Annotated in this window: 23 protein-coding genes; 16 read left to right on the top strand and 7 right to left on the bottom strand. The window is 46.2% G+C overall.

Annotated elements, in window-relative coordinates; genetic code table 11:
* From lolB to BM607_RS09625, 3 genes are all read left to right on the top strand, one after another.
* On the top strand, positions 1 to 592 hold a 592-nt coding region (lolB, locus tag BM607_RS09635; protein WP_249269577.1), incomplete at its 5' end, for a lipoprotein insertase outer membrane protein LolB.
* A 1-nt stretch (position 593) separates the two neighbouring features.
* Positions 594 to 1,448, top strand: a complete 855-nt coding sequence (gene ispE, locus BM607_RS09630; RefSeq protein ID WP_006080256.1) for a 4-(cytidine 5'-diphospho)-2-C-methyl-D-erythritol kinase — start codon at positions 594 to 596, stop codon at positions 1,446 to 1,448.
* 112 nt (positions 1,449 to 1,560) lie between these two features.
* Entirely contained in the window at positions 1,561 to 2,508 is a 948-nt protein-coding gene (locus tag BM607_RS09625) for a ribose-phosphate pyrophosphokinase (protein WP_006080255.1), read from the top strand.
* A 198-nt stretch (positions 2,509 to 2,706) separates the two neighbouring features.
* On the opposite strand, the gene BM607_RS09620 is transcribed toward BM607_RS09625, so the two are convergent.
* Positions 2,707 to 4,569 carry a methyl-accepting chemotaxis protein gene (locus BM607_RS09620; protein WP_014615394.1) on the bottom strand — a complete coding sequence of 621 codons (1,863 nt, stop codon included), beginning with the start codon at positions 4,567 to 4,569 and terminating at the stop codon, positions 2,707 to 2,709.
* Positions 4,570 to 5,007: 438 nt separating this feature from the next.
* Between BM607_RS09620 and BM607_RS09615 the strand changes: the two genes are divergently transcribed.
* Genes BM607_RS09615 through BM607_RS09605 form a run of 3 tightly spaced genes read left to right on the top strand, consistent with a single transcriptional unit; the run spans position 5,008 to position 7,078 of the window.
* Entirely contained in the window at positions 5,008 to 5,541 is a 534-nt protein-coding gene (locus tag BM607_RS09615) for an RNA polymerase sigma factor (protein ID WP_071938775.1), read from the top strand.
* Positions 5,541 to 6,125 carry an anti-sigma factor gene (locus BM607_RS09610; protein WP_071938558.1) on the top strand — a complete coding sequence of 195 codons (585 nt, stop codon included), beginning with the start codon at positions 5,541 to 5,543 and terminating at the stop codon, positions 6,123 to 6,125. Before BM607_RS09615 ends, BM607_RS09610 begins: the two co-directional genes overlap by 1 nt.
* Positions 6,122 to 7,078 carry a DUF4097 family beta strand repeat-containing protein gene (locus BM607_RS09605; RefSeq protein WP_071938559.1) on the top strand — a complete coding sequence of 319 codons (957 nt, stop codon included), beginning with the start codon at positions 6,122 to 6,124 and terminating at the stop codon, positions 7,076 to 7,078. Before BM607_RS09610 ends, BM607_RS09605 begins: the two co-directional genes overlap by 4 nt.
* Before the next feature lie 76 nt (positions 7,079 to 7,154).
* Here the strand turns inward: BM607_RS09605 and rsuA are convergent, their stop codons facing one another.
* Positions 7,155 to 7,907 (bottom strand): 16S rRNA pseudouridine(516) synthase RsuA, encoded by a 753-nt coding sequence (rsuA, locus tag BM607_RS09600; protein ID WP_071938776.1) that lies wholly within the window; start codon positions 7,905 to 7,907, stop codon positions 7,155 to 7,157.
* Between the two features lie 77 nt (positions 7,908 to 7,984).
* On the opposite strand from rsuA, the gene BM607_RS09595 reads away from it, so the two are divergent.
* The 5 genes from BM607_RS09595 to BM607_RS09570 all read left to right on the top strand — a co-directional run bounded on the left by BM607_RS09595 (position 7,985) and on the right by BM607_RS09570 (position 13,275).
* Positions 7,985 to 8,539 (top strand): sugar O-acetyltransferase, encoded by a 555-nt coding sequence (locus BM607_RS09595; protein ID WP_071938560.1) that lies wholly within the window; start codon positions 7,985 to 7,987, stop codon positions 8,537 to 8,539.
* Between the two features lie 262 nt (positions 8,540 to 8,801).
* Positions 8,802 to 10,886, top strand: a complete 2,085-nt coding sequence (locus tag BM607_RS09590; RefSeq protein WP_071938561.1) for a M13-type metalloendopeptidase — start codon at positions 8,802 to 8,804, stop codon at positions 10,884 to 10,886.
* A 226-nt stretch (positions 10,887 to 11,112) separates the two neighbouring features.
* Entirely contained in the window at positions 11,113 to 11,898 is a 786-nt protein-coding gene (locus BM607_RS09585) for a RelA/SpoT domain-containing protein (RefSeq protein WP_071938562.1), read from the top strand.
* 438 nt (positions 11,899 to 12,336) lie between these two features.
* Positions 12,337 to 12,744 carry an SMI1/KNR4 family protein gene (locus tag BM607_RS09575; protein ID WP_011845817.1) on the top strand — a complete coding sequence of 136 codons (408 nt, stop codon included), beginning with the start codon at positions 12,337 to 12,339 and terminating at the stop codon, positions 12,742 to 12,744.
* A gap of 30 nt (positions 12,745 to 12,774) precedes the next feature.
* The gene (locus BM607_RS09570; protein WP_006084089.1) at positions 12,775 to 13,275 is read left to right on the top strand and encodes a DUF4447 family protein; all 501 of its coding nucleotides are present in this window, start codon (positions 12,775 to 12,777) and stop codon (positions 13,273 to 13,275) included.
* 148 nt (positions 13,276 to 13,423) lie between these two features.
* Here the strand turns inward: BM607_RS09570 and BM607_RS09565 are convergent, their stop codons facing one another.
* Together BM607_RS09565 and BM607_RS09560 are read right to left on the bottom strand one after the other, a co-directional pair.
* Positions 13,424 to 14,056: a glutathione S-transferase family protein gene (locus tag BM607_RS09565; protein ID WP_006084090.1), complete on the bottom strand. Its 633-nt coding sequence runs from the start codon at positions 14,054 to 14,056 to the stop codon at positions 13,424 to 13,426.
* A gap of 144 nt (positions 14,057 to 14,200) precedes the next feature.
* Positions 14,201 to 16,786: a TonB-dependent receptor gene (locus BM607_RS09560; RefSeq protein WP_006084091.1), complete on the bottom strand. Its 2,586-nt coding sequence runs from the start codon at positions 16,784 to 16,786 to the stop codon at positions 14,201 to 14,203.
* 243 nt (positions 16,787 to 17,029) lie between these two features.
* Here BM607_RS09560 and BM607_RS09555 point away from each other — a divergent pair, with 243 nt between their 5' ends.
* The 4 genes from BM607_RS09555 (at position 17,030) to BM607_RS09540 (ending at position 21,576) form a co-directional block, all read left to right on the top strand.
* On the top strand, positions 17,030 to 17,569 hold the full coding sequence (locus BM607_RS09555; RefSeq protein WP_006084092.1) for a PH domain-containing protein: 540 nt from the start codon (positions 17,030 to 17,032) through the stop codon (positions 17,567 to 17,569).
* Positions 17,570 to 17,720: 151 nt separating this feature from the next.
* A complete protein-coding gene (locus BM607_RS09550; protein WP_071938563.1) occupies positions 17,721 to 18,995 on the top strand; it encodes an Nramp family divalent metal transporter in 1,275 nt (424 codons plus the stop codon).
* Positions 18,996 to 19,147: 152 nt separating this feature from the next.
* Complete coding sequence (locus tag BM607_RS09545; RefSeq protein WP_006080239.1) at positions 19,148 to 19,612, top strand: DUF1456 family protein; 465 nt, start codon at positions 19,148 to 19,150, stop codon at positions 19,610 to 19,612.
* Positions 19,613 to 19,887: 275 nt separating this feature from the next.
* Positions 19,888 to 21,576 carry an NAD-dependent malic enzyme gene (locus BM607_RS09540; protein WP_011845811.1) on the top strand — a complete coding sequence of 563 codons (1,689 nt, stop codon included), beginning with the start codon at positions 19,888 to 19,890 and terminating at the stop codon, positions 21,574 to 21,576.
* A 128-nt stretch (positions 21,577 to 21,704) separates the two neighbouring features.
* Here the strand turns inward: BM607_RS09540 and BM607_RS09535 are convergent, their stop codons facing one another.
* Together BM607_RS09535 and BM607_RS09530 are read right to left on the bottom strand one after the other, a co-directional pair.
* Positions 21,705 to 22,139 (bottom strand): DUF3069 domain-containing protein, encoded by a 435-nt coding sequence (locus BM607_RS09535; protein ID WP_006084096.1) that lies wholly within the window; start codon positions 22,137 to 22,139, stop codon positions 21,705 to 21,707.
* A 36-nt stretch (positions 22,140 to 22,175) separates the two neighbouring features.
* A complete protein-coding gene (locus tag BM607_RS09530) occupies positions 22,176 to 22,700 on the bottom strand; it encodes a phosphatase PAP2 family protein (protein WP_011845810.1) in 525 nt (174 codons plus the stop codon).
* Between the two features lie 155 nt (positions 22,701 to 22,855).
* Between BM607_RS09530 and BM607_RS09525 the strand changes: the two genes are divergently transcribed.
* Positions 22,856 to 24,778: a GGDEF domain-containing protein gene (locus BM607_RS09525; RefSeq protein WP_071938777.1), complete on the top strand. Its 1,923-nt coding sequence runs from the start codon at positions 22,856 to 22,858 to the stop codon at positions 24,776 to 24,778.
* On the opposite strand, the gene BM607_RS09520 is transcribed toward BM607_RS09525, so the two are convergent.
* Positions 24,775 to 25,572 (bottom strand): transporter substrate-binding domain-containing protein, encoded by a 798-nt coding sequence (locus BM607_RS09520; RefSeq protein WP_071938564.1) that lies wholly within the window; start codon positions 25,570 to 25,572, stop codon positions 24,775 to 24,777. The genes BM607_RS09525 and BM607_RS09520 overlap by 4 nt on opposite strands.
* Positions 25,573 to 25,653 lie beyond the last annotated feature (81 nt).

Below are 25,653 nucleotides of genomic sequence, written 5' to 3'. Positions count from 1 at the left end.
CGCCCTACTCTTGCTGGCGGGGTGTGAAACCTTGCCGCCGATGACTGACCTAAGCCCAATCACAGTCACGGATGCGCGCCAAGCAACCGCTTGGGAATTACAGGGAAAACTGGCGATAAAAACCCCCGACGATAAGCTCAGCGCTAATATCTACTGGCGCCACAGTGAAGATCGCGACGAACTGACACTCACCACAATGCTAGGTACGACTGTGTTGACGCTTAACTCAACCCCGAACTCGGCCCATTTGCATATCGATGGCAAAGACTTTCGCGACGATAATGCCCAACGTTTACTCGAGCGTGTCAGCGGTTGGTCCATCCCCTTGGCCGATTTACCTTTGTGGATCACAGGCCAAGTTGGCCCCAATGATCAGGTCATCGTACGCGATAGCCAAGGCAAACCTAAACAGCTAACCAATACTCAAACCCCGCCACCTTGGCAGGTCGCATTTTTAAGTTGGCAATCCCAGAGCGGCGCCAGTGTGCCCCATCAATTAAAGCTTGAACGTGGTGATTTACAACTCAAACTACAACTGAATCAATGGCAAGCTCTTGGCAAGCCCGCGATCTTAGTCGGAGAACAACCTTAACATGCCCGCTGCAATTTCCCGCAATTGGCCTGCGCCAGCCAAGCTCAACTTGTTTTTACACATTAATGGCCGCCGCGCCGACGGTTACCACGAACTGCAAACCTTGTTTCAGTTTATCGATTGCTGCGACATGCTCGATTTTAAGGTCACTGAAACCCCTGAACTGATTTTGCACTCCAATATGTCGGGCGTTGTCGCTGACAGCGATAACTTAATTCTGCGAGCCGCAAAATCATTACAGCAAACCACGGGCTTTAACGGTGGCGCTGAGATCTGGCTGGATAAACGGCTACCCATGGGCGGCGGTTTAGGCGGCGGCTCGTCCGATGCTGCGACCACATTAGTGGCATTGAACAAGTTATGGCATACCCAATTATCGACCGAAGAATTGGCTAAAATCGGCCTTAAATTGGGTGCCGATATTCCTGTTTTTATTCATGGTTTCGCCGCTTTTGCCGAAGGTGTGGGTGAACGCTTACAAGCAGTAAATCCGAGTGAGCCTTGGTACTTAGTCATAGCACCCGATGCCCATGTTTCCACCGCCGACGTATTCCAAGATCCACTTTTACCGCGTGATACCCCGAAACTGGCCATAGATACCTTAATGAGCCAACCTTGGGCAAATGATTGTCAAAAACTAGTCGTTTCTAAATACCCTCAAGTTGCCAAGGCATTAGGCTGGCTGCTAGAATATGCGCCGTCGAGAATGACAGGAACAGGCGCATGCGTGTTCGGGGAATTCACACAACAGCAACAAGCTCTCGCAGCCTTGGCGAAATTACCGTCTGAAATGCAAGGATTTGTTGCACAAGGGATGAATCTTTCGCCGCTCATCACGCGACTCAGTCACCCTTAAACTACTTTCTTCTAGGGTAACCACTTAACGATAACGCCTCGGGTTCCTCCCGTCCCTATATCGTCGTTACTCTAGCCACTAAAATATAAAGCAAACGCCTGAGGTTCATACAGTGCCCGACATCAAGCTCTTTGCTGGGAACGCCACCCCCAGTCTCGCTAAAAAGATAGCCGATCGTCTATTTTGCAAACTCGGAGACGCAGTGGTTGGTCGTTTCAGCGATGGTGAAATCAGTGTCCAAATTAACGAAAATGTACGTGGTGCCGATGTGTTCATCATCCAATCCACTTGCGCGCCGACAAACGACAACCTGATGGAACTCATCGTGATGGTTGACGCGCTGCGCCGTGCATCTGCTGGCCGTATCACAGCCGTTATTCCTTACTTTGGTTATGCTCGTCAAGACCGTCGCGTTCGTAGCGCCCGTGTACCGATTACTGCAAAAGTCGTTGCCGATTTCCTGTCTAGCGTGGGTGTTGACCGCGTTCTGACCTGTGACCTGCACGCTGAGCAAATCCAAGGTTTCTTCGACGTTCCCGTTGATAACGTATTCGGTAGCCCAGTGCTGCTAGAAGATATGTTAGCGAAGAACTTAGATAATCCAGTCGTTGTTTCTCCAGACATCGGTGGTGTTGTTCGCGCTCGCGCAGTAGCAAAACTGTTGGATGATTCTGATTTAGCGATCATTGATAAACGTCGCCCACAAGCAAACGTTGCTCAAGTTATGCACATCATTGGTGATGTTCAAGGTCGTGACTGCATTATCGTTGACGATATGATCGACACAGGCGGCACTCTGTGTAAAGCGGCTGAAGCCTTAAAAGAACATGGTGCGAACCGCGTATTTGCTTACGCAACTCACCCAGTGTTCTCTGGCAAAGCGGCTGAAAATATCGCTAACTCAGTGATTGATGAAGTGATTGTGACTGACACTGTTCCTTTAAGCCCAGAAATGTTGAAAGTGGCTAAAGTGACTCAGTTAACTATGTCTGCGGTACTGGCCGAGGCAATTCGTCGCGTAAGCAACGAAGAGTCTATTTCTGCCATGTTCCGTCACTAATAGTTCTGTCACTTATCATAGTCACTGAACGTTCTGACTAATCTGAGTGGTTCCAATGCACAGTGTGCTGTTTTAACGAATCACTAAGCTTGCAGAGCTAATCACTCAGACATAAAAACGCACTCCTCGGAGTGCGTTTTTGTTAGTGTATTTTCTAAGCTAGCTTCTGCTCATTAGATTAGAGTTGGCTTTTAAATATTAGATTTTAAAATTACTGACCGCACGGAATAAGAATTCAGCCTGCGCTTTCAGCTCATCCGATGCCGACGCATTGGCATCTGCCGCATGGGAGGATTCTTCGGCGATATCGCGGATCACCACCACGTTCTTGTTCACTTCGGCCGCCACCATGCTTTGCTCTTCAATCGCCGCGGCAATTTGAGTACTCATGTCCATGATGTTACGCACATCGGTATTAATAAGCTTGAGTAACGCACCAGCACTAGCAGCCTGCTCCGCACTCTCAACGCCTTGTTTTTGGCTCGATTCCATCAATTGCACAATCGAGCGAGTACGCGTCTGTAAGGTCTGAATAATGTTCGCAATCTCTTGAGTTGACGATTGAGTCCGCATCGCTAAGTTACGCACTTCATCGGCAACCACGGCAAAACCACGGCCCTGCTCACCCGCACGCGCCGCTTCAATCGCCGCATTCAAGGCCAAGAGGTTGGTCTGCTCAGCAATACCGCGGATCACATCTAACACGCTACCGATTGTCTCGCTGTCACGTTCCAGCTCATTAACGACCGCAGCAGAGCTATTGAGCTGCTCAGCAAGTGACTGGATTTTATGAATCGTTTGCTCGACTTCTAATTGGCCACTTTGCGCATTATCGTGGGTCTGGCCAGCTTTTGATGCCGCTAACTCAGTTGTTTTAGCAATTTCGTCAATGGTTGCGCCCATTTCAGTGATCGCCGTTGCAACCATGTCAGTCTCATTGAGCTGTTGACCTACGCCTTCAGAGGCAAGCATGGCATTTTCGGATACGCGCTTACAGGAGGTGTTAATTGTCGCGACCGACTCAATCACTTGCTCAATCAGTTGCTGGAAGCTACTCACCATACTATTGAAGTGCTGTGCAATTTCGCCAAGTTCATCTTGCGTGGACGCATCGCATCTCAAAGTCAGATCTTTACTCACTTCGATGCGAGCAATGATCTGCGTGATACGCTCAACCGGCGCGATGATACTGCGGATAATCAGATAGGTGATGAAAGATAGCAGCAACGTGATAAAGATAAACACAGCAATACCTACATTAACGCTGCTGCTCTCAGCATCATCAATCGCCTTAAGCGCTAGGTTATGTAAGTCATTCGCGCTGCTTTCAATTTGTAGGTTGGCCGCGACAAGACGCGCCATAGTGCCATCTTTCTCGGTCAAACCGAGTTGCTGCTCTTTATTGGTTAAGCTTTTAAAATCTTTCTGATACTGAGTAATAAGCTCTGCAATTTTATTTTGAGTATCAGCATCTAAGCTCGAAGAACGCAGCTTGTCATTGAACTTGCCAATATTGGCATCGAAGGTTTCAACATAACTTAGCTCACGGCGCAGCATAAAATCTTTTTCATTACGTCTCAGTTGCAGCATAGCCACTTCGAGTTCGAGCTGATTATATTGCTTAAGCAGCGTTTCAACATTGTGCACCGCCGAACGCAATGTGCCGTACAACCCCGTTTTGGGTGTTAAGCCAATCTCCTGCTGTAGCTGCACCACTTCAGAGAAAGCAACTTGATACTGATTTAAATTACTGTCGAAACTTTCAAGCGATGCCTTGGACACGCCATATTCTTTAAAGACTTTCTCTAACTCGGGGACAATGCCGTCGATTGCCATGTGGCTTTGCTTATGTAGCTCTGCATATTTTAAATCCTTGCGAGCGAAGAAATCTTTTTCGTTTTTACGCAGAATTAAGACGTCACGCTCTAACTCAAGCACACTTTGAGCGGCATGGGAGAGCTCAGACTTAACCGAATTTGAATGGAGTTGTAATCCAAACATGGCAACTAATGCCGAAATAGACACAGCTGCACTGAGTAACAACTTTGAGCGGATAAACATAGAAAGTCCCCGAATAAATAATCTATCTTAAAAAGATAGCTGTAAATTAGGCCTTTAACAGCGCAAGTGTAGCAATACATGAAAAGTTCATATCCAATACCTAAGTAGCTTGTGAATTAAAGCTCACATATCGAAAGCACCTCATTATTTTTAGCTTAGTTCATCAAGATGATGCCGACATATTTTTCAAAGTAATGCGTGTTAATTTTGTTAAATATACCGTCTCAACGCCGATATAAACATCACCATACCAACTGGTATAAAATGAATAACTTCATCAGCTTAACTGTATATTTTCGGGCGGATTCTACTACAGATTACAAAAATGTTACGCTGGATAATGAATCTTAATAAAATATATTTTTTACAGTTCCAAACCTTTTGCTGCATTCAGTGCGTCAAAACTACAACACTTAATAATTATGGCAGGGAATGACAGTGACGGCAGGGATACTCCCACTCAATAGCGCAATGTCTGACTTTGAACTGGCCACCTTAGCCAGCCAAGGCAACAGAGCCGCATTTAAACTGCTGTATCAGAGCCATCACCAACGTATTTATGCCCTATCACTGCGCCTTTGCGGCCATAAAACTATGGCGGAAGAAATTACCCAAGAGTGTTTTATTTTAGTGTGGCAGAAGTTGCCGCAATTTCGAGGTGAGAGTCAGTTTTCGACTTGGTTACACAGCATTTGTGTCAATCAAGCCTTGAGCAGTATTCGTAAACAACAATCATTCTGGGCACGATTTATTCCGCTGGAAAATGAGACTGAACCTATGAGTTCAGATGAAAGTTATAGCGGATTAGATAAGTTGATTTTCAAACTGCCGCAGCGGGCACGCATGGTGTTCGTACTCTGCGCCATCGAAGGTTATCAACACGATGAAATCGCTGACTTACTTGGCATTGCCGTCGGCACTAGCAAGACCCAATACCACAGAGCTAAGCAACTACTACAGGAGATGCTGTAATGACATTAACGCCGCTTTCCCGTGAACAACAGCTTGAGCAACTGATCAATAGCGCTCCCAAAGAAATGTCGCCCACCCATGATCTGTGGCAAGGCATTGAAAAGCGTATGGACAAACCGCTGGTTTCCCAAACACGCCAATCCCAGAACGGCCGACAGTGGGCGATAGCAGCCTCTTTTATCATGCTAGTGGCATTGGGATATAGCCAATTGCCTTATTTCAATCAATTAACCACACAGCAGACAGAGCTTGCCCAAAACTCAGCTATGCCAGAGCAACAAGGGGATGCGGCCTTACAGTTACTGTTAACCCAAATCGCGGCATCGCACCAAGCGCAAGTGGATAACCTAGAGCAGACAACGAATGCGCTAGCTTGGCAGACCAGCAGTTTCAGCGCGCCCGTTGAGCAAGGTTTGACGGAACTAAGACGCGCGGCAACCCAGATTTACCAAGCTTTACAAGCAAATCCAACCGATAAACAACTTTGGCAACTCTGGCTTTGGGTGCAGCAACGTGAGCTCGACCTATTGCAACAGGGCCAAAAACTACCCATTAGAAACTCGACACAAGGAAACACCCTATGAGTAACCTCAATCTCACTAAAGCCAGTCTATTGGTTTCGACACTCTATTTAGGTTTGATGGGCAATGTGTTCGCAGCGCAAAGTGTTGATAAACAGCTTAATATTAGCAGCGACACCCAACTGCAGATCAAAGTCCAGCGCGGCGATGTGACGATTCAAACCTGGGATAAGAGTGAAGTCAGCGTCACAGGCACACTCGATGAATTGAGCGAAGGCTTTGTGTTTGAGCAACAGGGAAACAGTCTGAATATCGAAGACAAAATGCCCCGCCACTACAATGGCAGTAATGACAAAGGCACGCAGCTCACCATTAAAGTGCCAAAGACAGTAAAACTCAGTGCGGATACTATTTCAGCAAATCTGCAAGTCGCCGAAGCTCAAGGTGAACTCGATTTGAATACCGTCAGTGGCGATATCAAAGCTAACAACCTCAGTGGCAAACCTGAGTTGCACACAGTCTCAGGCGACATCATCACTCAAGCACTCGATGGTAAAGTGAAATTAGAGACAGTATCAGGCACGATTCAAGACACTGACAGTAAAGGAGAAATGAACTATCGCCTCGTAAGTGGTGACTTAAAAAGTCAAACTCAGGCCGAAAAAGTGATGGTTGAACAAGTTTCTGGCGAAGTGAATGCTAACTTTAGCCTCGCTAAGGAAATCCTACTCAGAACCGTCAGCGGTGACTCAAAAGTGTCACTGGCGAAAAACTTCAACAGAGCTAATTTAGAAAGTGTGAGTGGCGATATCATAGTGACTTTTGCCGATATGCCAGATGCCAGCTTTGACTTAGACGGCGGCCCAGGTGGCAAGATCAAAAATACCTTAACCCAAGATGAACCTAAAAAGCAGAAATACGTGCCACGCGCCGAGCTGTCATTCCAAACCGGTTCGGGTGCAGCCAGTGTAAAAATGAACACTATCAGCGGTGATTTGGTTTTAAAGAAGCAGTAATCAGTCAGATTTTATCGCACCAATAAAAATGCCGCCACGAGTCAAACTCGGGCGGCATTTCTGTAGATTCCTTGAGTTAAACTGATGCTATTTCTTCGGCGGTCAAATAACGCCATTCACCTAGCGCTAAGGCGGGATCTAATTCAATTTGGCCCACACTTTCACGGTGTAACCCTTGCACGTGGTTGCCCACAGCAGCAAACATACGTTTCACTTGATGGTACTTACCTTCAGTGATGGTGAGTCGCACTAATTGCGGCTCAATAATCTCCAGCAATGCAGGCTTAGTTAAGCCATCTTCACCGCGTAATTCAACGCCAGCGGCAAATATTGCAATCAAGCCGGCATCCACAGGATCGGCGAGTTGCACTAAATAGCGTTTACCGCATTCTTTCTTCGGTGAAGTGATTTTATGCGACCACAGGCCGTCGGTAGTGATCAGCACTAGCCCTGTGGTATCAGCATCTAAACGACCAGCAATGTGCAAGGTTTCAGGCTTGGGCACATCCACTAAGCTCAATACCGATGGATAGGTTTCATCAATCGTTGAACAAATGGTGTCGACCGGTTTGTTGAGCATTAAATAACGTACGCCCACTAAGGCAATAGGCTCGCCCTCGAGACAAACACGCATACCTTCAGTCACTTTAAAGCCCGAGTCTTTGACGACTATGCCATCGCAAGTGATGTCACCGCGATGCAGGGCTTTTTTCGCTAATGAGCGAGTCAGTGGGGTACTCTCACAGATAAATTTGTCTAAACGCACGTTAATACTCAACTTCAATAAAGAAAACTGCCATATTATGAGGCCGACCACTTCAAAGGGCAAAGAATTGCTGCTCAGCACGCGATGTGTTTCTATTTAGCCCTTACGCATTAACGACAGTCACCCTAGGGAAAGATGACATGACTGAATTCCAAAAGATGATCACTGGCCAAGAATATGATTGCCTTGCCAGCGAACTATTAAGTTTACGAGCTCAGCAGCAACGGCTGAATCGACAATTAAATCAAATAATTGACCAAGATACCCCAGAGTACAGCCAACTCTGCCAGCAGCTCATTCCCCATAAATCACCAGCCGCAACGATATCCACGCCGATTTTTATCAGTTATGGCGCCAACCTATCCCTTGCTGACAAAGTGTTTATCAATGTGAATGTCACCTTGCAGGATAATGCGCCTATTTCTATTGGTGAGCAGACTATGGTCGGCCCCAATGCACAGTTTTATACCTCGAGTCACCCACTCGATGCCGAGCTGCGTTGCTCAGGTATAGAAACCGCGAAAGCAATTAAGGTCGGTAAACGGGTATGGATTGGTGGCGGCGCTATCATAATGCCAGGCGTCACTATTGGTGACGACGCCATCATAGGCGCTGGCGCCGTAGTTACAAAAAATGTAGCCGCTAAAACCGTAGTCGCAGGTAATCCCGCGAAGCCGATCAGGCAGCTAATTTAATCGCGGGTAAAAAAGAGAAAGCTAAGTGCTCGCTTACCTGAAAAGGCTTGCATACGGTAACTTTGCCGCTAATGAGCTTAAGACTGTAACTGGTAACCTTTAGTTACATATGACTCAAGATAAATCCGCGATAAAAACTGTAATGACCTTGTTTAGATTCCTAGTAAGGCATTAACATAGTTCATTGCGCCTGAAGCAATCCCATTTTGCAAAAAATAACAGCCCCAATAATGGGCACAATAATAAACTCGAAGGAAACGACATGAGAAAAGTACTCATTGGGGGACTGTGTGCCTCACTTATCGCAGGCCTGACTGCCTGTAATGACAAGCCAGCCGACGTTAAAGCACCTGAAACCGCTAAAACAGCCACCGCAGTTGCTGTAACTCAAGTACTGGGTTCTGGTATTGAATTCGCTAATTTTGATAAAGCGGTTCGTCCACAGGACGATTTCTACAAATATGTTAACGGCACTTGGTTGAAAAACACTGAGATCCCAGCCGATCGCACTAGCATTGGCGCTTTCTACGATTTACGTGAAAAATCACGTGACGACGTAAAAGCCATTATCGAAGAAGTGGCAGCAACGCCCAATCTGGCCGTTGGCACAGACGAGCAAAAAGTGGCCGATTTATATCGTTCATTTATGGATACTGACACACTCAACAAACTGGGCGTGACACCAATCCAAGGTGAGTTCGATGCCATTAACGCCTTAAAAGATAAGAATGAATTAGTGAAGTACTTCGCCCACAGCCAAATCGCTGGCGCGGGTACGCCTATGGCATTTTATATCGATATCGATGCGAAAAACTCTAGCCGTTACGCGACTCATCTCTATCAATATGGCCTAAGCCTGCCAGAAAAAGACTACTATTTTAACGAGTCAGAACGTTTCGTTAATATCCGTAAAGCGTATGTCGCTCACATAGAAAAGATGTTTACTCTTGCGGGTCTTGCTAATCCTAAAGCCAGCGCTGAGTCTATCCTTGCCCTAGAAACAGCGATTGCCTCTAAGCATTGGGATGTGGTTGAAAACCGCGACAGCACGAAAACCTACAATCTATATCAAGTGAAAGATCTACCAACACTGGCACCGGATATCGATTGGACTGTCTACTTAACAGCGCTGGGCGCAGACAAGCAAACCGACATCATCATTAACCAGCCTAGCTATATCCAAGGTCTGAACGAGGTTTTAAAAACGACCGATTTAGCCACTTGGAAAACCTACATGCAATGGCAAGTACTGACGCATGCGGCGAACTATTTGAGTGAAGCGCTGGACAACGAAAACTTCGATTTCTTCTCTAAAACCTTAAACGGTCAAGAAGAGCAAGAACCGCGTTGGAAGCGTGGCGTAGCCTCTGTTAACGGCATGCTGGGTGAAGTTGTCGGCAAAGTGTACGTTAAACGTCACTTCACGCCTGAAGCCAAAGACCGCATGCAAGCACTGGTGGAAAATCTTCGTGGCGCTTACGGCGAGAGCATCAAAGATTTAACCTGGATGAGCGACAGCACTAAAGTGGCTGCGGCGGATAAGTTAGCAAAATTCAACCCGAAAATCGGTTACCCGAACAAGTGGGAAGATTACAGCAAGCTGAGCATCAAGGCTGACGACTTAATCGGTAACGCTATCCGTGCCAGCGAAGTTGAACATGCTAAGTCATTAGCCAAACTGGGCGCGCCAATCGACAAAGACGAATGGCACATGACCCCACAAACGGTTAATGCTTACTACAACCCAACCATGAACGAAATCGTCTTCCCTGCGGCAATTCTGCAACCGCCATTCTTCAATTTGGCGGCTGATGATGCAGTCAACTACGGTGGTATTGGTGCCGTTATCGGTCACGAAATGGGCCATGGTTTCGACGACCAAGGTGCTAAGTTCGATGGCGAAGGCAACATGCGTGACTGGTGGACTGAGCAAGACTTGAAAGAGTTCTCTGCCCGCGGCCAAGCGCTGATTGCACAATACGACGGTTACTTTGTGTTTGACGATTTGCACGTCAACGGTGGTTTAACGCTAGGTGAGAACATTGGTGACTTATCAGGTGTGACTATCGCATACCGCGCCTATAAGAAATCACTCAATGGTCAAGAAGCACCGGTCATCGATGGCTTAACGGGCGATCAACGTTTCTTCATCGGTTTCACTCAAATTTGGCGCGCGAAAGCCAAAGAAGAAGCGATGCGTAACCGCGTAGCGACCGATCCACACTCACCTGCTGAATTCCGTGCTCTGGGTGCTCTGTCTAACATGCCTGAGTTCTACACCACATATGATGTGAAACCCGGTGATGCGATGTATATCGCACCAGAAAAACGCGTAAAAATTTGGTAAGCCAGATTTAAATCGCCGCTCGGCTGCATAAGCTGAGCAACAACAATGGCGCTCACTGTCACAGGTGGCGCCATTTTTTTTGGCTAAACTCCTCAATCCCGAGTGATGAATGTGAACCCATGCGCAAGATGAACAAGTCTTAATGATTGATTCAGCTTTAATTAAGCAAAAGAAGCCTATGGTGGATGGGTGACCTGTACAACTCACCCATAAGGAAGTAGGCCGCATGACTAAGTTATTTCGTACCTTTTTTATTTTTCTACTCTTATTATCGAGCCGCGCTGGTGTAGCAAATTCTCTTGACGTCAGTGACACAAAAACAGAACGTGGTAATTACAGTGCAAGACAGGCACAAAGCCACGATCTACAAGGTCTATACGCACTCAGCAGTCAGACCTTTGATGCGCCTCGTCAAGCCTCGAATGACTTATCCGTTCTCCATCACCAAGCCTATGATGCTCAGGCTGAGCTGGCTCAGTTGCTTACCCGAATTGCCCATCATTCACAGACTCAAGTGATTATTCCTCCGGTGAAGAGTTATCAAAGAGCTGCCGATAAAGTGGCGACAAAATTTAACGGTGACGCCAGCCAAATTACCGACCTGGCAAGGGCAAGTATCGTGACTGACAGCATTCAAGATCTGATGCAGGCTTACCAAGCCTTGAACGAGCAGACCCAAGTGGTGAAACAAAAGAACCGCTTTGCCGAACCCAAAGCATCTGGCTATCGCGATCTCAACTTGCTGGTGCGTTTACCCCAATCGGGCATGATTGCCGAGGTGCAATTGCATTTGCAGGATATCGCCGATATCAAAAACGGCCCAGAGCACAAGGTATATGAAAAAGTGCAGAGGATTGAGGCCAATGCTCGTAAACAGCAAAGGTTACTCAGTGAGTTTGAACTCGCGCAGATTGCTAAATTACGCCAAGAATCACACAAGCTGTACCACAAAGCATGGCTTAACTATAAACGGGTCGATGAAGCCAGTTTATTAAGAGTCTCAGTCGCTTAACCCGCAATCGTTTCCACTGTTGCGCTGGTCTCCCGCAAAGGTGCCAGCGCTTTTTTTATATTTTACTGCGCCTGAAAAACCATATTAAAAATAAGCTGAAAAAAAGCACTCTCTCGCATCGAACGTCTTTTTAAGTCGATACCCAAGCAACCTGAAGATACGAGTTTCAGAGTGCCTAGGGTGCTTCAATTCAAGGCGCATCAATGACAGAATGTCGGCCACCTTTTGAATTGATGCAACACGGAAGTGAAGTGCCCTAGGCACTCCTTCCTGGCGAGCTTTAACGCACTTTATGCAGTGTTGACTATTTTTAACTTAGCCCGCTAGGTCTGCAAATAGCCGCCTTGCCTAAAGTGCGTTAAATTCTCGCTGAATCCTGCATCTTCAGGTTGTTTGGGTATATAATCCCGCGCCATAGCCCTATCAGCAGGAAACGCCATGCACGACATCATTGAGCAACTCCAAGAACGCAGCGAAACTGTTCCTGTACCACTCGAATTACCCACATTTGAGCAGCTCGTCGAAGTCGAAGAGCAAATCCTGATTTCATTGCCGCGGGAGCTAAAAGAATACCTGCTGTATGCCAGTGATGTGATTTACGGCACGATAGAGCCAGTAACTGCATCGGATCCCTACTCACACACCTATCTGCCTGAAGTCACTTGTTATGCTTGGTCTATCGGCATGCCAAGGGACATGATTGCCATTTGTCAGCAGGGCGATGCCTTTTACTGTATCGACCAAGATGGCCAAGTGCATTTCTGGAAAAACGGCGGCTTTACCGATATCTATTGGGAGTCGTTCTGGGAATGGGTTGAGGAAATCTGGCTAAAGATTAAATACTAATTTTACTTTCATTGCATTGAGAACACGATTATGTCTAAAAACATTGGCTTGAATGCCATCGAAATGAGCTACTTACGCCAATCATTGAGCTTAAGTGCGGCTCAAGTTGGCACGCTAACTAACCATAGCGAAGCCGATGTATTAGCCTGGGAAAGTGGCGAACAAGCGGCACCTGAGCTGGCGCAAAAGAAACTGCTCGATATTGATGACATCATTGAGATGCAAGTACTTAACACCTGCGATGGCATTGAAGAATTATTTAAAAAAGAACCTAAGCGTCATTTAGCTTTCGTGGTGTACCCCACTCAAGCCACTTACACTCAATACAACCCCGAATTTTTAAGTTCATTGCCTTTTACTGAGCTGTACAACACGGCAGCTTGGCGCATCAAGAAAGAGTGCAAACTGGTCCTAGAAGTCGACGTCAGCTTAGTCGCACTGGACGTGGAAGCCTATAAAGCCTTCCGTGAACCGACCAAAATGAGCGAAAGCCGTGAAAGCCGTGCTAAATGGGCCGCGACTCAGCTATAAGCGTGTAAATCCAGAAGCTTAGTACTCGCATTAACAGCAAGGGCAGATATCACTATCTGCCCTTTTTATATTCTCATAATGATTTTCAGATAATGGTGGGAATGCACCTGAATCATTCAAGGCTAAAATAATCAGCTACTCTGCCTGATTAACCCTTAGCAGCCACCACAGCATCCATCTTCTGCAAAGCCGATTGACGCGACGGCAGCGCAGACAACCTATCGCGATAAGCGGCGAGTTTAGGTGGAATGGCTTGTTCAAACAATGTGCCCCACATTAAGGTATGGGCCAATAAAATATCCGCCACCGAAACGTCATCACCGAGCAAAAAATCACTTTCAGGCAACATGGCTTCGGCCAATGCAGCCGCCTTATCAAACTCCCATACCGCACAAGGCATGATCTGCGGATGACGCTGCTCCTCCGGTAAAGCAAACTTATGCTTACCCAAAGTCCAAAGCGGCTGCTCAAGCTCAGTAATGATGAAGCTCACCCATTGATGGTGCAAACCCGATGCGTTACTCCCCGCGGGTGGCAACAACTTACCCCCGCCATACTTTTCTGCTAGATAAAGGCAAATCGCCGCAGATTCGGATAACACTAGCTCATCATCAGTTAGCACAGGCACTTTACCGCAGGGGTTTATCGCTAAAAATGCCGCGCTGCGATGCGCACCTTTGGTCATATCCACAAAGGAAAAATCCCAATCAACGCCCAACTCTTCCAACACCCAAGCAACTCGTAATGCGCGACTGCGCGGTGTGCCATATAAAGTGATCATTGCAACGTCCTTTTAGTCCGGTTAATTCGTGTCCTAACGAAGATACACTGAGTTTGCGTTAGTGCAAATCTGCCCATAAAAAACGGCGCTTAATGCGCCGTTTCGATTTCACTACACTTTGATATAAAGCACGTAGGCTTAATATTAGAAGTTCATAGTGAGTTTAGTGTAGATGTAGCGACCCATAGGGTTATGTACTGAAATAACATAGCCGTAAAGGTCGGTATCACCGTCACCGATCGCAAATGGTGGCTCTTCGTCAAATACGTTGTTTACACCCAATGTCAGTTTGAACATTTCATTGAAGCGATAAGTACCTGACATGTCGACTAAGATTTGAGCATCAACCATACGAGACTTGTTGCTTTCGAAGTCGAGGACGCCATCAAAATTGATATCTGGTGTATCTTCAAACTCGCCGATATAACTCAGATTAATGTTGGCGGCAAAGTTATCCATAGTCCAGTTAGTAGTAAGTAACCAGCGATGTTGAGGGAACTTGTACTCACCGGTGTAATCTAGGCCATCTTTTTCGAAACTATGTAAATAACTGTACTCAAGTCCAAATTTCAGATCACCATAGCTATCCAACTCAACGCCATAATGACTCGAAACATCCATCCCTTGCACATCTTGTGAGCTTAGGTTGATAAAGCTTGAATGGATGATACTGATTGGACCTAAAGTCTGACCCACCTGTGGAGCTAAACGCTCACATACAGTGCTGTTTTGATCATTACAATTTGCGGTATAGATATCGCCTAACGGCTGTTTATCGATTTTGTTATCTTGTGTAATGCTATAGATATCAAAACCAACATCGAATTTCTGGCTTGGCGCCCAAATCATACCGACGTTCCAAGTTTCGGATTCCTCAGCATCCAGCTCCGAGTTGCCTTCAAATTCAGTGTTGTAATCTAAAGCTTCACAATCAACACTATCAGCAGCGCAGCGGTAAGTATCAATGAAGAAACTACTTTCACGCGATGGACCAAGACCTATTTGTGCTAAAGAAGGTGCACGGAAACCCGTAGACCAAGAAGCACGCGCCGTTATCTCGTCAGTCACTCCCCATTGGAAGGCAACTTTAGGGTTAGTCGTTGAACCAAAATCACTATAGTGATCATAACGACCAGCAAGTTGTAGCTCGAAGTTATCCGTTACCGGAATAGATAATTCAACATAAGCTGCATATTGCTCACGTGATGCCGCCGCAGAGACTGCTTCAGTACCAAAAATCAATCCACGTTGGAACTGTTCATCGGGCACATCGCTGACATCTTCTTCACGATATTCAGCTCCAGCCGCCATCATAATATCGCGACCAGCAAGGGTAAATGCTTGACCTGAAATGTTAGCTGCATAGGAAGTCATGTTTGACAAACCTTGGCGCACTAAACTAGTGGTAATGTCATCAATGACATCTTGGGAGTTCATGGTGCCACCGAAAGGATTATAGCGACCCGCATCGATTTCACGTTGTAAATAATCGGTTCTGACCCAACCTTGGCTGCGATCCCCCGTTTGAGTGGACTCACTGCGACCTTTTTGCACCGAAGCTTCCCAGTCCCAATCTTTAACTACGCCACGCAAACCTGCGACTAAACGAAGAGTATCAGACTCGATATCCCAACGACGCGCACCCGCATCAACGGTGCGGAAGCGACCAATTTCAATATCTTTCCCCCAAGGGTTATTTGGGTGAGTTCCTGGTACGGTTAAGCCTGCATCCTCATCAAGAGGTGTTGGTGCACCGCCCGCTTCCGACGTGTTGTGCTGGGCAGCTAATTCAAGGAAAGCAGTTAAATCATCATTGAAATGATATTCGAATTGCCCAATAGCTCCCACTCGTTCTGCAGAAGGAATAACAAGGTTATATGGCCCATAATCAAATACACAGCTGCCGCTTGGCGTCGCCCGATCAGGTGGACAGGCTGGATCTATGGTTTTCACCCCATCAACATAAAAATAACCAGGAAAACCACGGGAAGAACGGAAATCCTCACCGCCATAAGGAGTCTGATCTGCACTGCCGAAACGGCCTAAATCAGTCGCAGCTAAGGTACCATTTTTAAAATAATCGAGAATAACGGAGGCACTGCCCTTATCAGACTTCATCCCCCAAACCATGTTCGCAGTGGTTTCATCGTAACCCGTACCTGAAGCATCACCGTAGCCGAGATTGACTTCAATACCCTCAATGTCTTTCTTCAGGATAATGTTGACCACACCGGCAATCGCATCAGAGCCATAAATAGCCGATGCACCGTCCTTGAGTATGTCGATACGTTCGATCGCTGAAACAGGGATATTATTGATATCAACGAAAGAATTAGTAATACCTTCAGCAAAAGCACTCGCAGCAACCCGACGACCGTTAATCAACACTAAGGTCGCATCAGGACCTAAACCACGCAAACTGATAGACGCGCCACCGTTGGCAGTTGAATCTTGGCTATTACCACGGGTAGAAAACGCACCAGCACCGTTCGCAGGCATACGTTCGAGCAATTGCTGTAGGTTATCGAATCCCATATTAGCAATATCGTCTTTGCTGATCGATTGGATCGGGGAAGGGCCTTCGATATCTGTACGTTTAATACGAGAACCCGTCACTTCAATACGTTCAACTTTTTCTGCGCCTTTATCGGCAGCATGGGCTATTGTTGGCGCAAATGCTAAAGCAATCGCGATGGCACAAGCACTGGGTAGAATCTGAGGTCTGTTCATACATATCCCTTGTTTTATCTATTTTATTAAAATTATATTAACCATTAGAAAACCATAAATTAACAATACACAAGGTAATGAGTTACAAACCAAAGTCAATGGGATCATAATGAAAGTTAAACTTTTGTTACATGTTGAGACAATATGCTTTCCTTCTGCGAGAATCAAAAAGGTCTAGGCACTAGAAAATTCAACTAACGAGACAAATCGTGGTACTTGAATATCAGAATTTAAGGAAGAAACATGGAAGACAAGATCATTCATCAAGCAGAGTTTGAGTCCAATCTAGGTTTGTATTGGTTGCTTTCAGGGGCCGCCTATTTCAGCCTCAGCATAGTCGGCATTCCCTTGTTATTGCTTTGGTTTCCAATCGGGCTGTGGGGAACTCGCCGCTATATTCGTAATATGAGTGCCGAGCTCACCAGTAATAAGTTGATTGTGCGCCGCGGAATATTAACTCGTACCGAAAATACAGTGCCTTTGGACAAAATTACCGATATGGCATTGATCCAAGGCCCAATTATGCGCCTATTTGGTCTGCATAAACTCACGGTAGAAACCGCAGGGCAATCGGGCGCAGGCGCCTTGATAAGCTTAGTCGGCATAGTTGATGCGCCTCAATTTAGAACCCGCGTATTAGAACAAAAAGAACGTCTTACTCAGCGCCCACATCCAGCGAGTCCATCTGTACAACCTGATGATGCGTTATTACAAAACGTAGTCGAGATGGTAGCAAGCCTAAAACGAATTGAAGCCTTGCTCAGCCAAAAATTAAATAGATAAATTGAATAAAACGACTTTCAGTTCAATCACTTTCCCTTTAATGTTGAGCCACTCACTTAGCGTTAGCACAGCTTTAGCATGAGCGCAGCCTTAACATAAGGGCTTGTTCGATTCCCCAGATTAATTTTCAACAGGTACTTTTAATAACGACATGACAGAATCCTCGACAACCTCCCCTTCATCCTCTTGGATAACACACCTGACGCTTGGCATTAAAGCTATGGGGCCCGGTGTGCTTATGGCCGCAGCGGCGATTGGCGCATCGCATTTAGTCGCCTCGACTCGAGCGGGCGCCGAATTTGGCTGGCAATTGGCTTGGGTCATTTTAGGGGTGAATTTACTTAAGTATCCCTTCTTTGCCGCTGGCGCACGCTACACCGCCGCCACTGGGGAGAGTTTACTGCACGGTTACCTCAAACAGGGCCGAGGTTATTTGCTGCTATTTACTGGACTGAATGTGATCGCCGCCTTCGCCAGCACTGCGGGTGTTTGCATGCTCACCGCCGCTATGTTGACCCAATTTATTCCGCTTCCCATCGATTGGTTAGCCCTGCTGGTATTGCTGAGTTCATTGGCTTTGCTGATCTTAGGCCATTATCAACTACTCGATAGACTCACTAAGATCATCATGTTCGCCCTAACCCTAACCACCTTAATTGCCGTGACCTTAGCTTGGGATCATGCTCAGCCATTAGCGAGCAATTTTGTTTCTCCCTCACCTTGGCAATGGGCCCATGTGGGATTTCTGGTCGCCATGATGGGCTGGATGCCGGCACCGATTGAAGTCAGCGCTTGGAATTCCCTCTGGTTGCTCGAAAAACAAAAAAGCCAGACGGTCACGAAAGCGCAGGCGCTGCTCGACTTTAACTTAGGCTACATCATCACCGCGATCCTCGCGATCGTGTTTCTGTCCTTGGGCGCCTTAGTGATGCACGGCAGTGGTGAGCACTTTTCCGATTCAGGCGCGCAATTTGCTAATCAATTGATCAACCTTTACAGCCAAGTCATGGGCGGCGAGAGTCGTTATCTTATTGGTGTTGTGGCTTTTCTCTGTATTTTTAGCACCACAGTAACCGTTATCGATGGCTACAGCCGCACCTTAGATATGGGCTGGCAATTACTCACCTCAAAGGCCAGTTCAGACAAACGCCTCACTGGGATCATGCTCGCCATCAGTGCCTTTGGCTTATTGCTGATCCTCTTCTTTAAAGGCGCACTGTTGCCGCTACTCGAGTTTGTGATGATTTTGGCCTTTATGACCACAGTCATTTTTGCTTGGTTAAACTACCGCTTAATGACCAGCAAACAGCTCCCCGAAGCCGATAGATATGGCACTAAGATGAAGCTACTCTCTTGGTTTGGCCTGAGTTATCTGCTGATTTTCGCGGCACTGTTTATCTATTGGTACAACGTCATTAAAGGTTGATTGCTAAGATGGCATGACAGCTATTTATGCCAAAGTCATAAATAGCATTCGCTACGCTGCGTTAAATTCCTGCTAAATTCTGCTTTTGAGGCGGTTTGGGTATATAATACCGCCTCTTAAACCAGACAGCGCAGCCGCGCCAAGAGATGACCATGATTAATAATGATATTTTGCGCCGTTTGCGCTTCGTGTTTGATTTCAACAATGCCAAAATGATTAAAATTTTTGCCAAAGCTGGAAGAGAAGTGCCAACAGAAGAGATCATTGCTCTGCTGCACAAAGAAGAGGAAGAAGGTTACAAAGCCTGTAATGACACCACTCTATGTCAGTTCCTAGACGGCCTTATCATCGAAAAGCGTGGCCTACGTGAAGGTGCAGAAATCCCAGCGCCAGTATCGCGTTTAAACAATAACTTAATCTTCAAAAAACTCAGAGTTGCCCTCGAAATGCGTGAAGAAGACATAGTTGCAGCCTTGGCTCTAGCCGAAGTGCAAATGTCAAAATCAGAACTGAGCGCGCTGTTCCGCAATCCGGATCATAAGAATTTTAAAGAGTGTGGCGATCAAATCCTGCGTAACTTTATTCGCGGCTTATCACTTAAGTATCGCGGTGAATAACGCAAAACATAAGTTTGTCACATCAAACGCAGCTTAGGCTGCGTTTTTTTATATCCAATTTAAGCTATACCTAAAGTTGCTTAGGCATAAGCAACAGCATAACAATTCCATCTGAAGTACCTCATAAATCCTGTTTAAAACAGCTGACTTTTTTACTGCTGCAAAAAAAACCACAAATACCTCGTTCCACGGACAACAAAGATCACATTTCATGATAACCTTACGTGACTTACAGCACGTATTGACCACTTAAACAATAACTCAAAAGGTTACCCATGGACGATAATAAACGCCCCCTCTATCTTCCGTTTGCAGGACCTGCCATTCTTGAAGCCCCGCTGATTAACAAGGGCAGTGCATTTTCTGAAGAAGAGCGTATTTTCTTTAACCTCGAAGGCTTAGTTCCCTATGCCATTGAAACGATTGAGGAGCAGGCTTCCCGCGCCTACGATCAATTTAGAAGTTTCAACAACGACTTAGACAAGCATATTTACCTACGTAATATCCAAGACACTAACGAGACCTTATTTTATCGTTTAGTACAAAATAACATCAGCGAGATGATGCCGATCATCTATACGCCGACGGTAGGTTTGGCTTGTGAACGTTTCTCGAAAAACTATCGCCGCAACCGTGGTTTGTTTATCTCTTATCCGAATAAAGATAGGATCGATGACATTCTCAATAACTCGACTCGCCAAAAAGTTAAAATCATCGTTGTTACCGACGGTGAACGTATTTTAGGCCTTGGCGATCAAGGTATTGGCGGCATGGGGATCCCTATCGGTAAGTTATCACTCTACACTAGCTGTGGTGGCATCAGTCCGGCTTATACTCTGCCTATCACTTTAGACGTAGGCACAGATAATCCGCAGTTGTTAGAAGATCCTATGTATATGGGCTGGCGCCATCCGCGCATCGGTGGCGAAGAATACGCCGAGTTTATCGAAGCCTTTATGCAAGCTGTACATGTGCGTTGGCCAGACACTTTGATCCAGTTCGAAGACTTTGCCCAAAAGAACGCCATGCCTATCTTAGAGCGTTATAAAGATCGCTATTGCTGCTTTAACGATGATATTCAAGGTACCGCTGCCGTTGCTGTCGGTTCATTGCTGGCCGCTTGTAAAGCTGCAGGTACTGAATTAAATCAACAACGTATTGCCTTCCTTGGTGCGGGTAGCGCGGGTTGCGGTATCGCCGAAGCTATCGTGGCGCAAATGGTGTCCGAAGGGATCAGCGACGAGCAAGCTCGCACTCAAGTGTGCATGGTTGACCGTTGGGGCTTATTGTTAGACAACATGCCTAACCTGTTGCCATTCCAGCAAAAATTGGCGCAGAAATGCACCAATATCCAAAACTGGAGTAATTTCAGCGACAATATTTCGCTATTGGATGTGGTTAACAACACTAAGCCGACCGTGCTGATTGGCGTGTCTGGCGTACCGGGTCTATTCACCGAAGAAATTATTCGCGCTATGCACAGCCATTGTGCCCGCCCGATTATTTTCCCACTGTCTAACCCAACCAGCCGTGTTGAAGCGACACCAAAAGACATTTTGCATTGGACTTCAGGTCAAGCATTAGTCGCTACGGGTAGCCCGTTCGAGCCAGTTGTGGTCGATGGTGAAACCTATGAGATTGCCCAGTGTAACAACAGCTTTATCTTCCCAGGTATTGGCTTAGGTGTTTTAGCCTCAGGTGCCCGACACGTTTCCGATGCCATGTTAATGGCATCAAGCCGCGCACTCGCGGAATGCTCACCACTGGCGATCGACGGTAGCGGCCCATTATTACCGAAACTGGAAGATATCCACGCGGTCAGTAAACACATCGCTTTCGCTGTGGGTAAAGTTGCAGTTGAACAAGGGTTAACGCTACCAATGAGCGATGAAATCTTACAACAGTCAATTGAAGGCAATTTCTGGAGTCCAGAATATCGCCGCTACAAACGCACTTCGTTCTAAGCATAGCGTTGCCGCGACTTGAGTCGTGGCAAAGCAGCTTTAGCTAAGCGTTTGTGCCAACAAAAAGCCCGTCACTGCAAAGTGACGGGCTTTTTGATTTTCAGACTCAGCGCTTATTTCAATAAAAACTAAGGCGCCATCACCTGTTTAAAGCTATTGAGCATAGAGCGATCGGTACGTGCCTTTTTCAATTTACGTAGACTTTCTTTGAGCGACTCATCGGCTAAACGGGTAAAGATACCGTTATATTCTTGCTCTTGGATCTCACCATCGGTATCGGCCTGCTCAGAAATCTCTTGGGCAACACGACTCAACTGCAACCAAGCATTCGCAATATAAAAACCATGGAATGCAGCTTGTTCCATGAGATTACGCGCGCTAGCTGGCAAGGATGCCCAAGCTTGGCTAAATTTGCCCTCTCTGTCTTCCAACAGTTCGGCGCACAGGCTTTGATATGCGGCTAATAATCCGTCAGGTAGTTTTGCCATTGGCAGCACTTTATTCGCGACATTGTAAGAAATCTGCTCGGCAGTTTCACGGTAAACAGCTGATAATTCACTCATAAAAAATCTCGATTAACATTCATTCAAAAAATAAACTTAAAACTGACCACTCACATATAAACCATAAACGCCGTTACCCGCTATCGGTGTGACAGTAATACCTTCATAGGGTTGAGTAAAATACCAACCCGCTAGCGCGCCAATTGCAGCACCCGCTAAAACATCCTCTAGGTAATGTTGATCGCTCGCCACTCGGGTATAGCCAACATACGATGCAGCGACATAGGCGGGTAAACCATATTGCCAGCCATAACGTTGCTGAATAAACGTCGCCGCCATAAAGCTATCTGAAGTATGACCTGATGGGAACGAATCGTCGCCACTACCGTCGGGTCTGTCTTTGCTCACACCATATTTTAGGCCTTCAACAATTAATCGACTCGATACTGCCGCCTGAATTAACTGCCAGCTGCCGTCGTAACCGTCTTCATAGAATAATGTCGCGCCCATTGCCGTTGCGGGGAGCAATAGATGCAATACATCGCCCGAGGTTTCTAAATCTGAGCCCGCCCAGCTCGCGCCGCTCATCATGAGTAGGGCAGCACAAAGTAATTTTTTCAAGGGTGATTCCTTTTTAGGATGATTTCCAAGGCGAAGTTTATACCTTGATAGCTAGCTGAATGCAAAATTGCTATGCATCTATATTCAAAATGAACAAACAAGTTATGCTAAGCTCATTATTAGCTATTGATTTCAATGCGAACAGGAAACCATTTTTGCTACGTCCACTTATATCTTTATCACTTACCTTTTGGCTGCTTTTACTGCCGCTCAGTCATGCTATGGCTGAAGAAAAGACTCAGGTTGATAAAATATTTGAAAGATTTGAAAGCGGTGAGACCATGACCCGCGAAGCAATTAAGAGTGATCTTGCGCTATTGAGTAAACTGATTGCAACCGATGATGTCGCCCGCAATGAAAAGCTGCAGCTACTGAAATGTTGGGATCAAAGTGCCGAAACGGATACTGACATAGCGCTGGCAGTTAAGAATACGAGTCAAACACTGACCAATATTCCGCCAACCGCCTCTCCGCATTTCATCACCGACCTCATGCTTTGTCATTCTTGGTTTTTGCAGTTAAATGGTGATGTAGATAGCGCGATGGAAGGTTATAACCTCAGCGTTAAGCGTGCCTATGAGCATGAAGATCTTAAACTCATTGCCGACTCACGTAGCCTTCGCGGCGCCCTGTATTCCTATATTGGCGATTTTTCTGCCGCATTAGACGACCTCATAACAGCGCAAGATCTCTACGAGTCACTGAATTTAACCGGCTGGGCTAACATCAATCTTGCCGATATGGCCACCAGCTTTAGACGTTATGGCGATCCCCAAAGTGCGATCCGTTATTACACTAAACTTAAAGCACTCTATTTAAAGAACAATAACAAAGAACAGGCAATGTATGTCACCTCAGAGATAGGCCTTGCCTTAGATGAACTGGGTGAACATCAACAGGCCATAGATAACTTCTTGCTAAGCTACCAATACTTTAAGGAACATCAGCTGGAAAAAGCGGCCGCCACTATGGCGACAAATATTGCATACAGCTTAATCAAACTTAATCGTCTTAACGAGGCGGAAAAATATTTAACTGAAGCCGCTGCTGTGATTAACGAAAAAGATCTCGCCGATTACAGCTTCATGAAACTCTTTATGGGCAATATCAAGTTTCAACAAGCACACTATGAAGAAGCGCTTACCGAGCTCGAACAAGGGGAAAAAGCCTTTCGTACTCTGCAAAATGATCGGGGACTCACCCAACTATTACAGCTAAAAAGTGACGTCTATGCGGCAATGAATAATTTACCTGCGGCCTATGGCGCATTGCTGGAATTTGTCGCCCTCACCAAAAAGATCGACGACAACTCCTTCTCACATCAAACCACAGAATTAAAAGTGAAGTTTGATACCAGTCGGATTGAATCTGAAAATCAACGTTTGATTGAAAACCAAAACCTTAAAGAACAAGAACTCGCGCTACTCGAGAAGAATAAATCATTACAACACATTATTTTATTATTGACGGGCTTTATCCTGACAATAGTGTCGATATTTGCGTATAAACAAGTACAGAGAAATCGCCAACTGCAGGTCATCGCCCTCACAGATTACCTCACCAAACTCCCTAATCGTCGGCATATTTATGCCCAAGCCGCGCAATATTTTCAGCAAGCCTTAAAACAACAAAGCCCTTTTTCGGTGATAATCTTTGATGCGGACCACTTCAAGAAAATTAACGATAACTTCGGCCATGAACTGGGCGATCGCGCCTTACTGACGATCGCAAGCGCAGGTAAAGCCCTAACGGGTAATAAAGATCTTATTGGCCGTATCGGTGGTGAAGAGTTTTTAATTCTCTTACCCAACACGGATGCTGAACGTGCTTGTGAACTTGCCCATCAGTTGCAAGCTCATATTAGCCGCCTAGGCGCAGAAGATTTACCCACTGAACTCAAATTGACCGTTAGCGCAGGAGTCGCAACCTTAGCGCCACAAACAAATACTGAAAATACCTATCAAGACAAAGACTTTGCCAGCCTACTGAAACGTGCCGACGACGCCCTTTATGAGGCTAAAAATGCGGGAAGGAATTGTGTTAAAGCTGCCAAAAATGAGGCTACGTGCGAGAATTAAACGCTTTTATGCCAAAACACTTGATGCTGTAAGGGCGGTGGCAAAGCGCCAAACCATGTCTGATATAAACGACTAAACTCCCCTGAGTCTTTCATTTTTTCAAGCTCTGTTTGCCAACTCGTGACCGTGGCCGCCGACGTCCCTTTAGAAAAGGCTAAATACAGATTAATCTCAGATACGACATACACTTGGCGTATATCTGCCTCACTTGCGCCCACTTCTTCAAGTATCTGCTTAACCGCAAGATCCGCTTGGCACCAGAAACGAATTCGAGAGAACAGTAATTGCTTAGCCGATTGCTGCGGAAAACTCGCCACCAGCAAGTTATCCACACTGGCTTGTTGTAACAGCTGCGCCCCAGCAGATTCTCGATAAACCCCCACAATATCTTTAGATTGAAGTTCGGCAAGTTGATCGAGTGCAATGGGATCTGCAGCCCTCGCATACAAAGCAATTTTGCTGGTTGCAATCGGGCCGATAAAATCGAAATGATCTTCACGCTCGTCATTAATAGACGTCGCAAAAAGTAAGACATTCGCCGAAGTATTGGCAATCGAATACGCCCGTGCCCAAGGTAACACATCAATTTTTTCACTCTGGCCCAGTCTCGATTGCAGGGTATTGACTAAGTCCACCGCAAAACCTTGGGGAACGCCATCTTGCTCGTAACTCATTGGAGGCCAAGCTTCGGTCACCAATTTCAACTTGTCAGGCACCGCAAAAACAAGATTAGGCATCAGGCCTAATAAGCTCATCGCAAGAAAACACGCCCTAAGGGGAAACGCACTCAGCATACGGATACCAAACGGGAAACATTAAACCTAATCATAGACTCAATCCCTGCTGCAAATAAACATATGCCCCAAAGAAAATAA

Source organism: Shewanella sp. SACH, from assembly GCF_001887095.2.
Classification (GTDB): domain Bacteria; phylum Pseudomonadota; class Gammaproteobacteria; order Enterobacterales; family Shewanellaceae; genus Shewanella; species Shewanella baltica.
The sequence above is the reverse complement of the archived record's forward strand: the minus strand, read 5'-3'. Positions and strand labels throughout refer to the sequence as shown.

What these genes read in the sequence shown, in the direction of transcription:
- BM607_RS09535 (WP_006084096.1), bottom strand. Translation starts at nt 22,139, where the DNA reads ATGAGTGAATTATCAGCTGTTTACCGTGAAACTGCCGAGCAGATTTCT.
- BM607_RS09620 (WP_014615394.1), bottom strand. Translation starts at nt 4,569, where the DNA reads ATGTTTATCCGCTCAAAGTTGTTACTCAGTGCAGCTGTGTCTATTTCG.
- BM607_RS09570 (WP_006084089.1), top strand. Translation starts at nt 12,775, where the DNA reads ATGTCTAAAAACATTGGCTTGAATGCCATCGAAATGAGCTACTTACGC.
- BM607_RS09565 (WP_006084090.1), bottom strand. Translation starts at nt 14,056, where the DNA reads ATGATCACTTTATATGGCACACCGCGCAGTCGCGCATTACGAGTTGCT.
- BM607_RS09555 (WP_006084092.1), top strand. Translation starts at nt 17,030, where the DNA reads ATGGAAGACAAGATCATTCATCAAGCAGAGTTTGAGTCCAATCTAGGT.
- BM607_RS09520 (WP_071938564.1), bottom strand. Translation starts at nt 25,572, where the DNA reads ATGCTGAGTGCGTTTCCCCTTAGGGCGTGTTTTCTTGCGATGAGCTTA.
- BM607_RS09545 (WP_006080239.1), top strand. Translation starts at nt 19,148, where the DNA reads ATGATTAATAATGATATTTTGCGCCGTTTGCGCTTCGTGTTTGATTTC.
- BM607_RS09610 (WP_071938558.1), top strand. Translation starts at nt 5,541, where the DNA reads ATGACATTAACGCCGCTTTCCCGTGAACAACAGCTTGAGCAACTGATC.
- ispE (WP_006080256.1), top strand. Translation starts at nt 594, where the DNA reads ATGCCCGCTGCAATTTCCCGCAATTGGCCTGCGCCAGCCAAGCTCAAC.
- BM607_RS09550 (WP_071938563.1), top strand. Translation starts at nt 17,721, where the DNA reads ATGACAGAATCCTCGACAACCTCCCCTTCATCCTCTTGGATAACACAC.
- BM607_RS09575 (WP_011845817.1), top strand. Translation starts at nt 12,337, where the DNA reads ATGCACGACATCATTGAGCAACTCCAAGAACGCAGCGAAACTGTTCCT.
- BM607_RS09605 (WP_071938559.1), top strand. Translation starts at nt 6,122, where the DNA reads ATGAGTAACCTCAATCTCACTAAAGCCAGTCTATTGGTTTCGACACTC.
- BM607_RS09540 (WP_011845811.1), top strand. Translation starts at nt 19,888, where the DNA reads ATGGACGATAATAAACGCCCCCTCTATCTTCCGTTTGCAGGACCTGCC.
- BM607_RS09595 (WP_071938560.1), top strand. Translation starts at nt 7,985, where the DNA reads ATGACTGAATTCCAAAAGATGATCACTGGCCAAGAATATGATTGCCTT.
- BM607_RS09590 (WP_071938561.1), top strand. Translation starts at nt 8,802, where the DNA reads ATGAGAAAAGTACTCATTGGGGGACTGTGTGCCTCACTTATCGCAGGC.
- BM607_RS09585 (WP_071938562.1), top strand. Translation starts at nt 11,113, where the DNA reads ATGACTAAGTTATTTCGTACCTTTTTTATTTTTCTACTCTTATTATCG.
- BM607_RS09560 (WP_006084091.1), bottom strand. Translation starts at nt 16,786, where the DNA reads ATGAACAGACCTCAGATTCTACCCAGTGCTTGTGCCATCGCGATTGCT.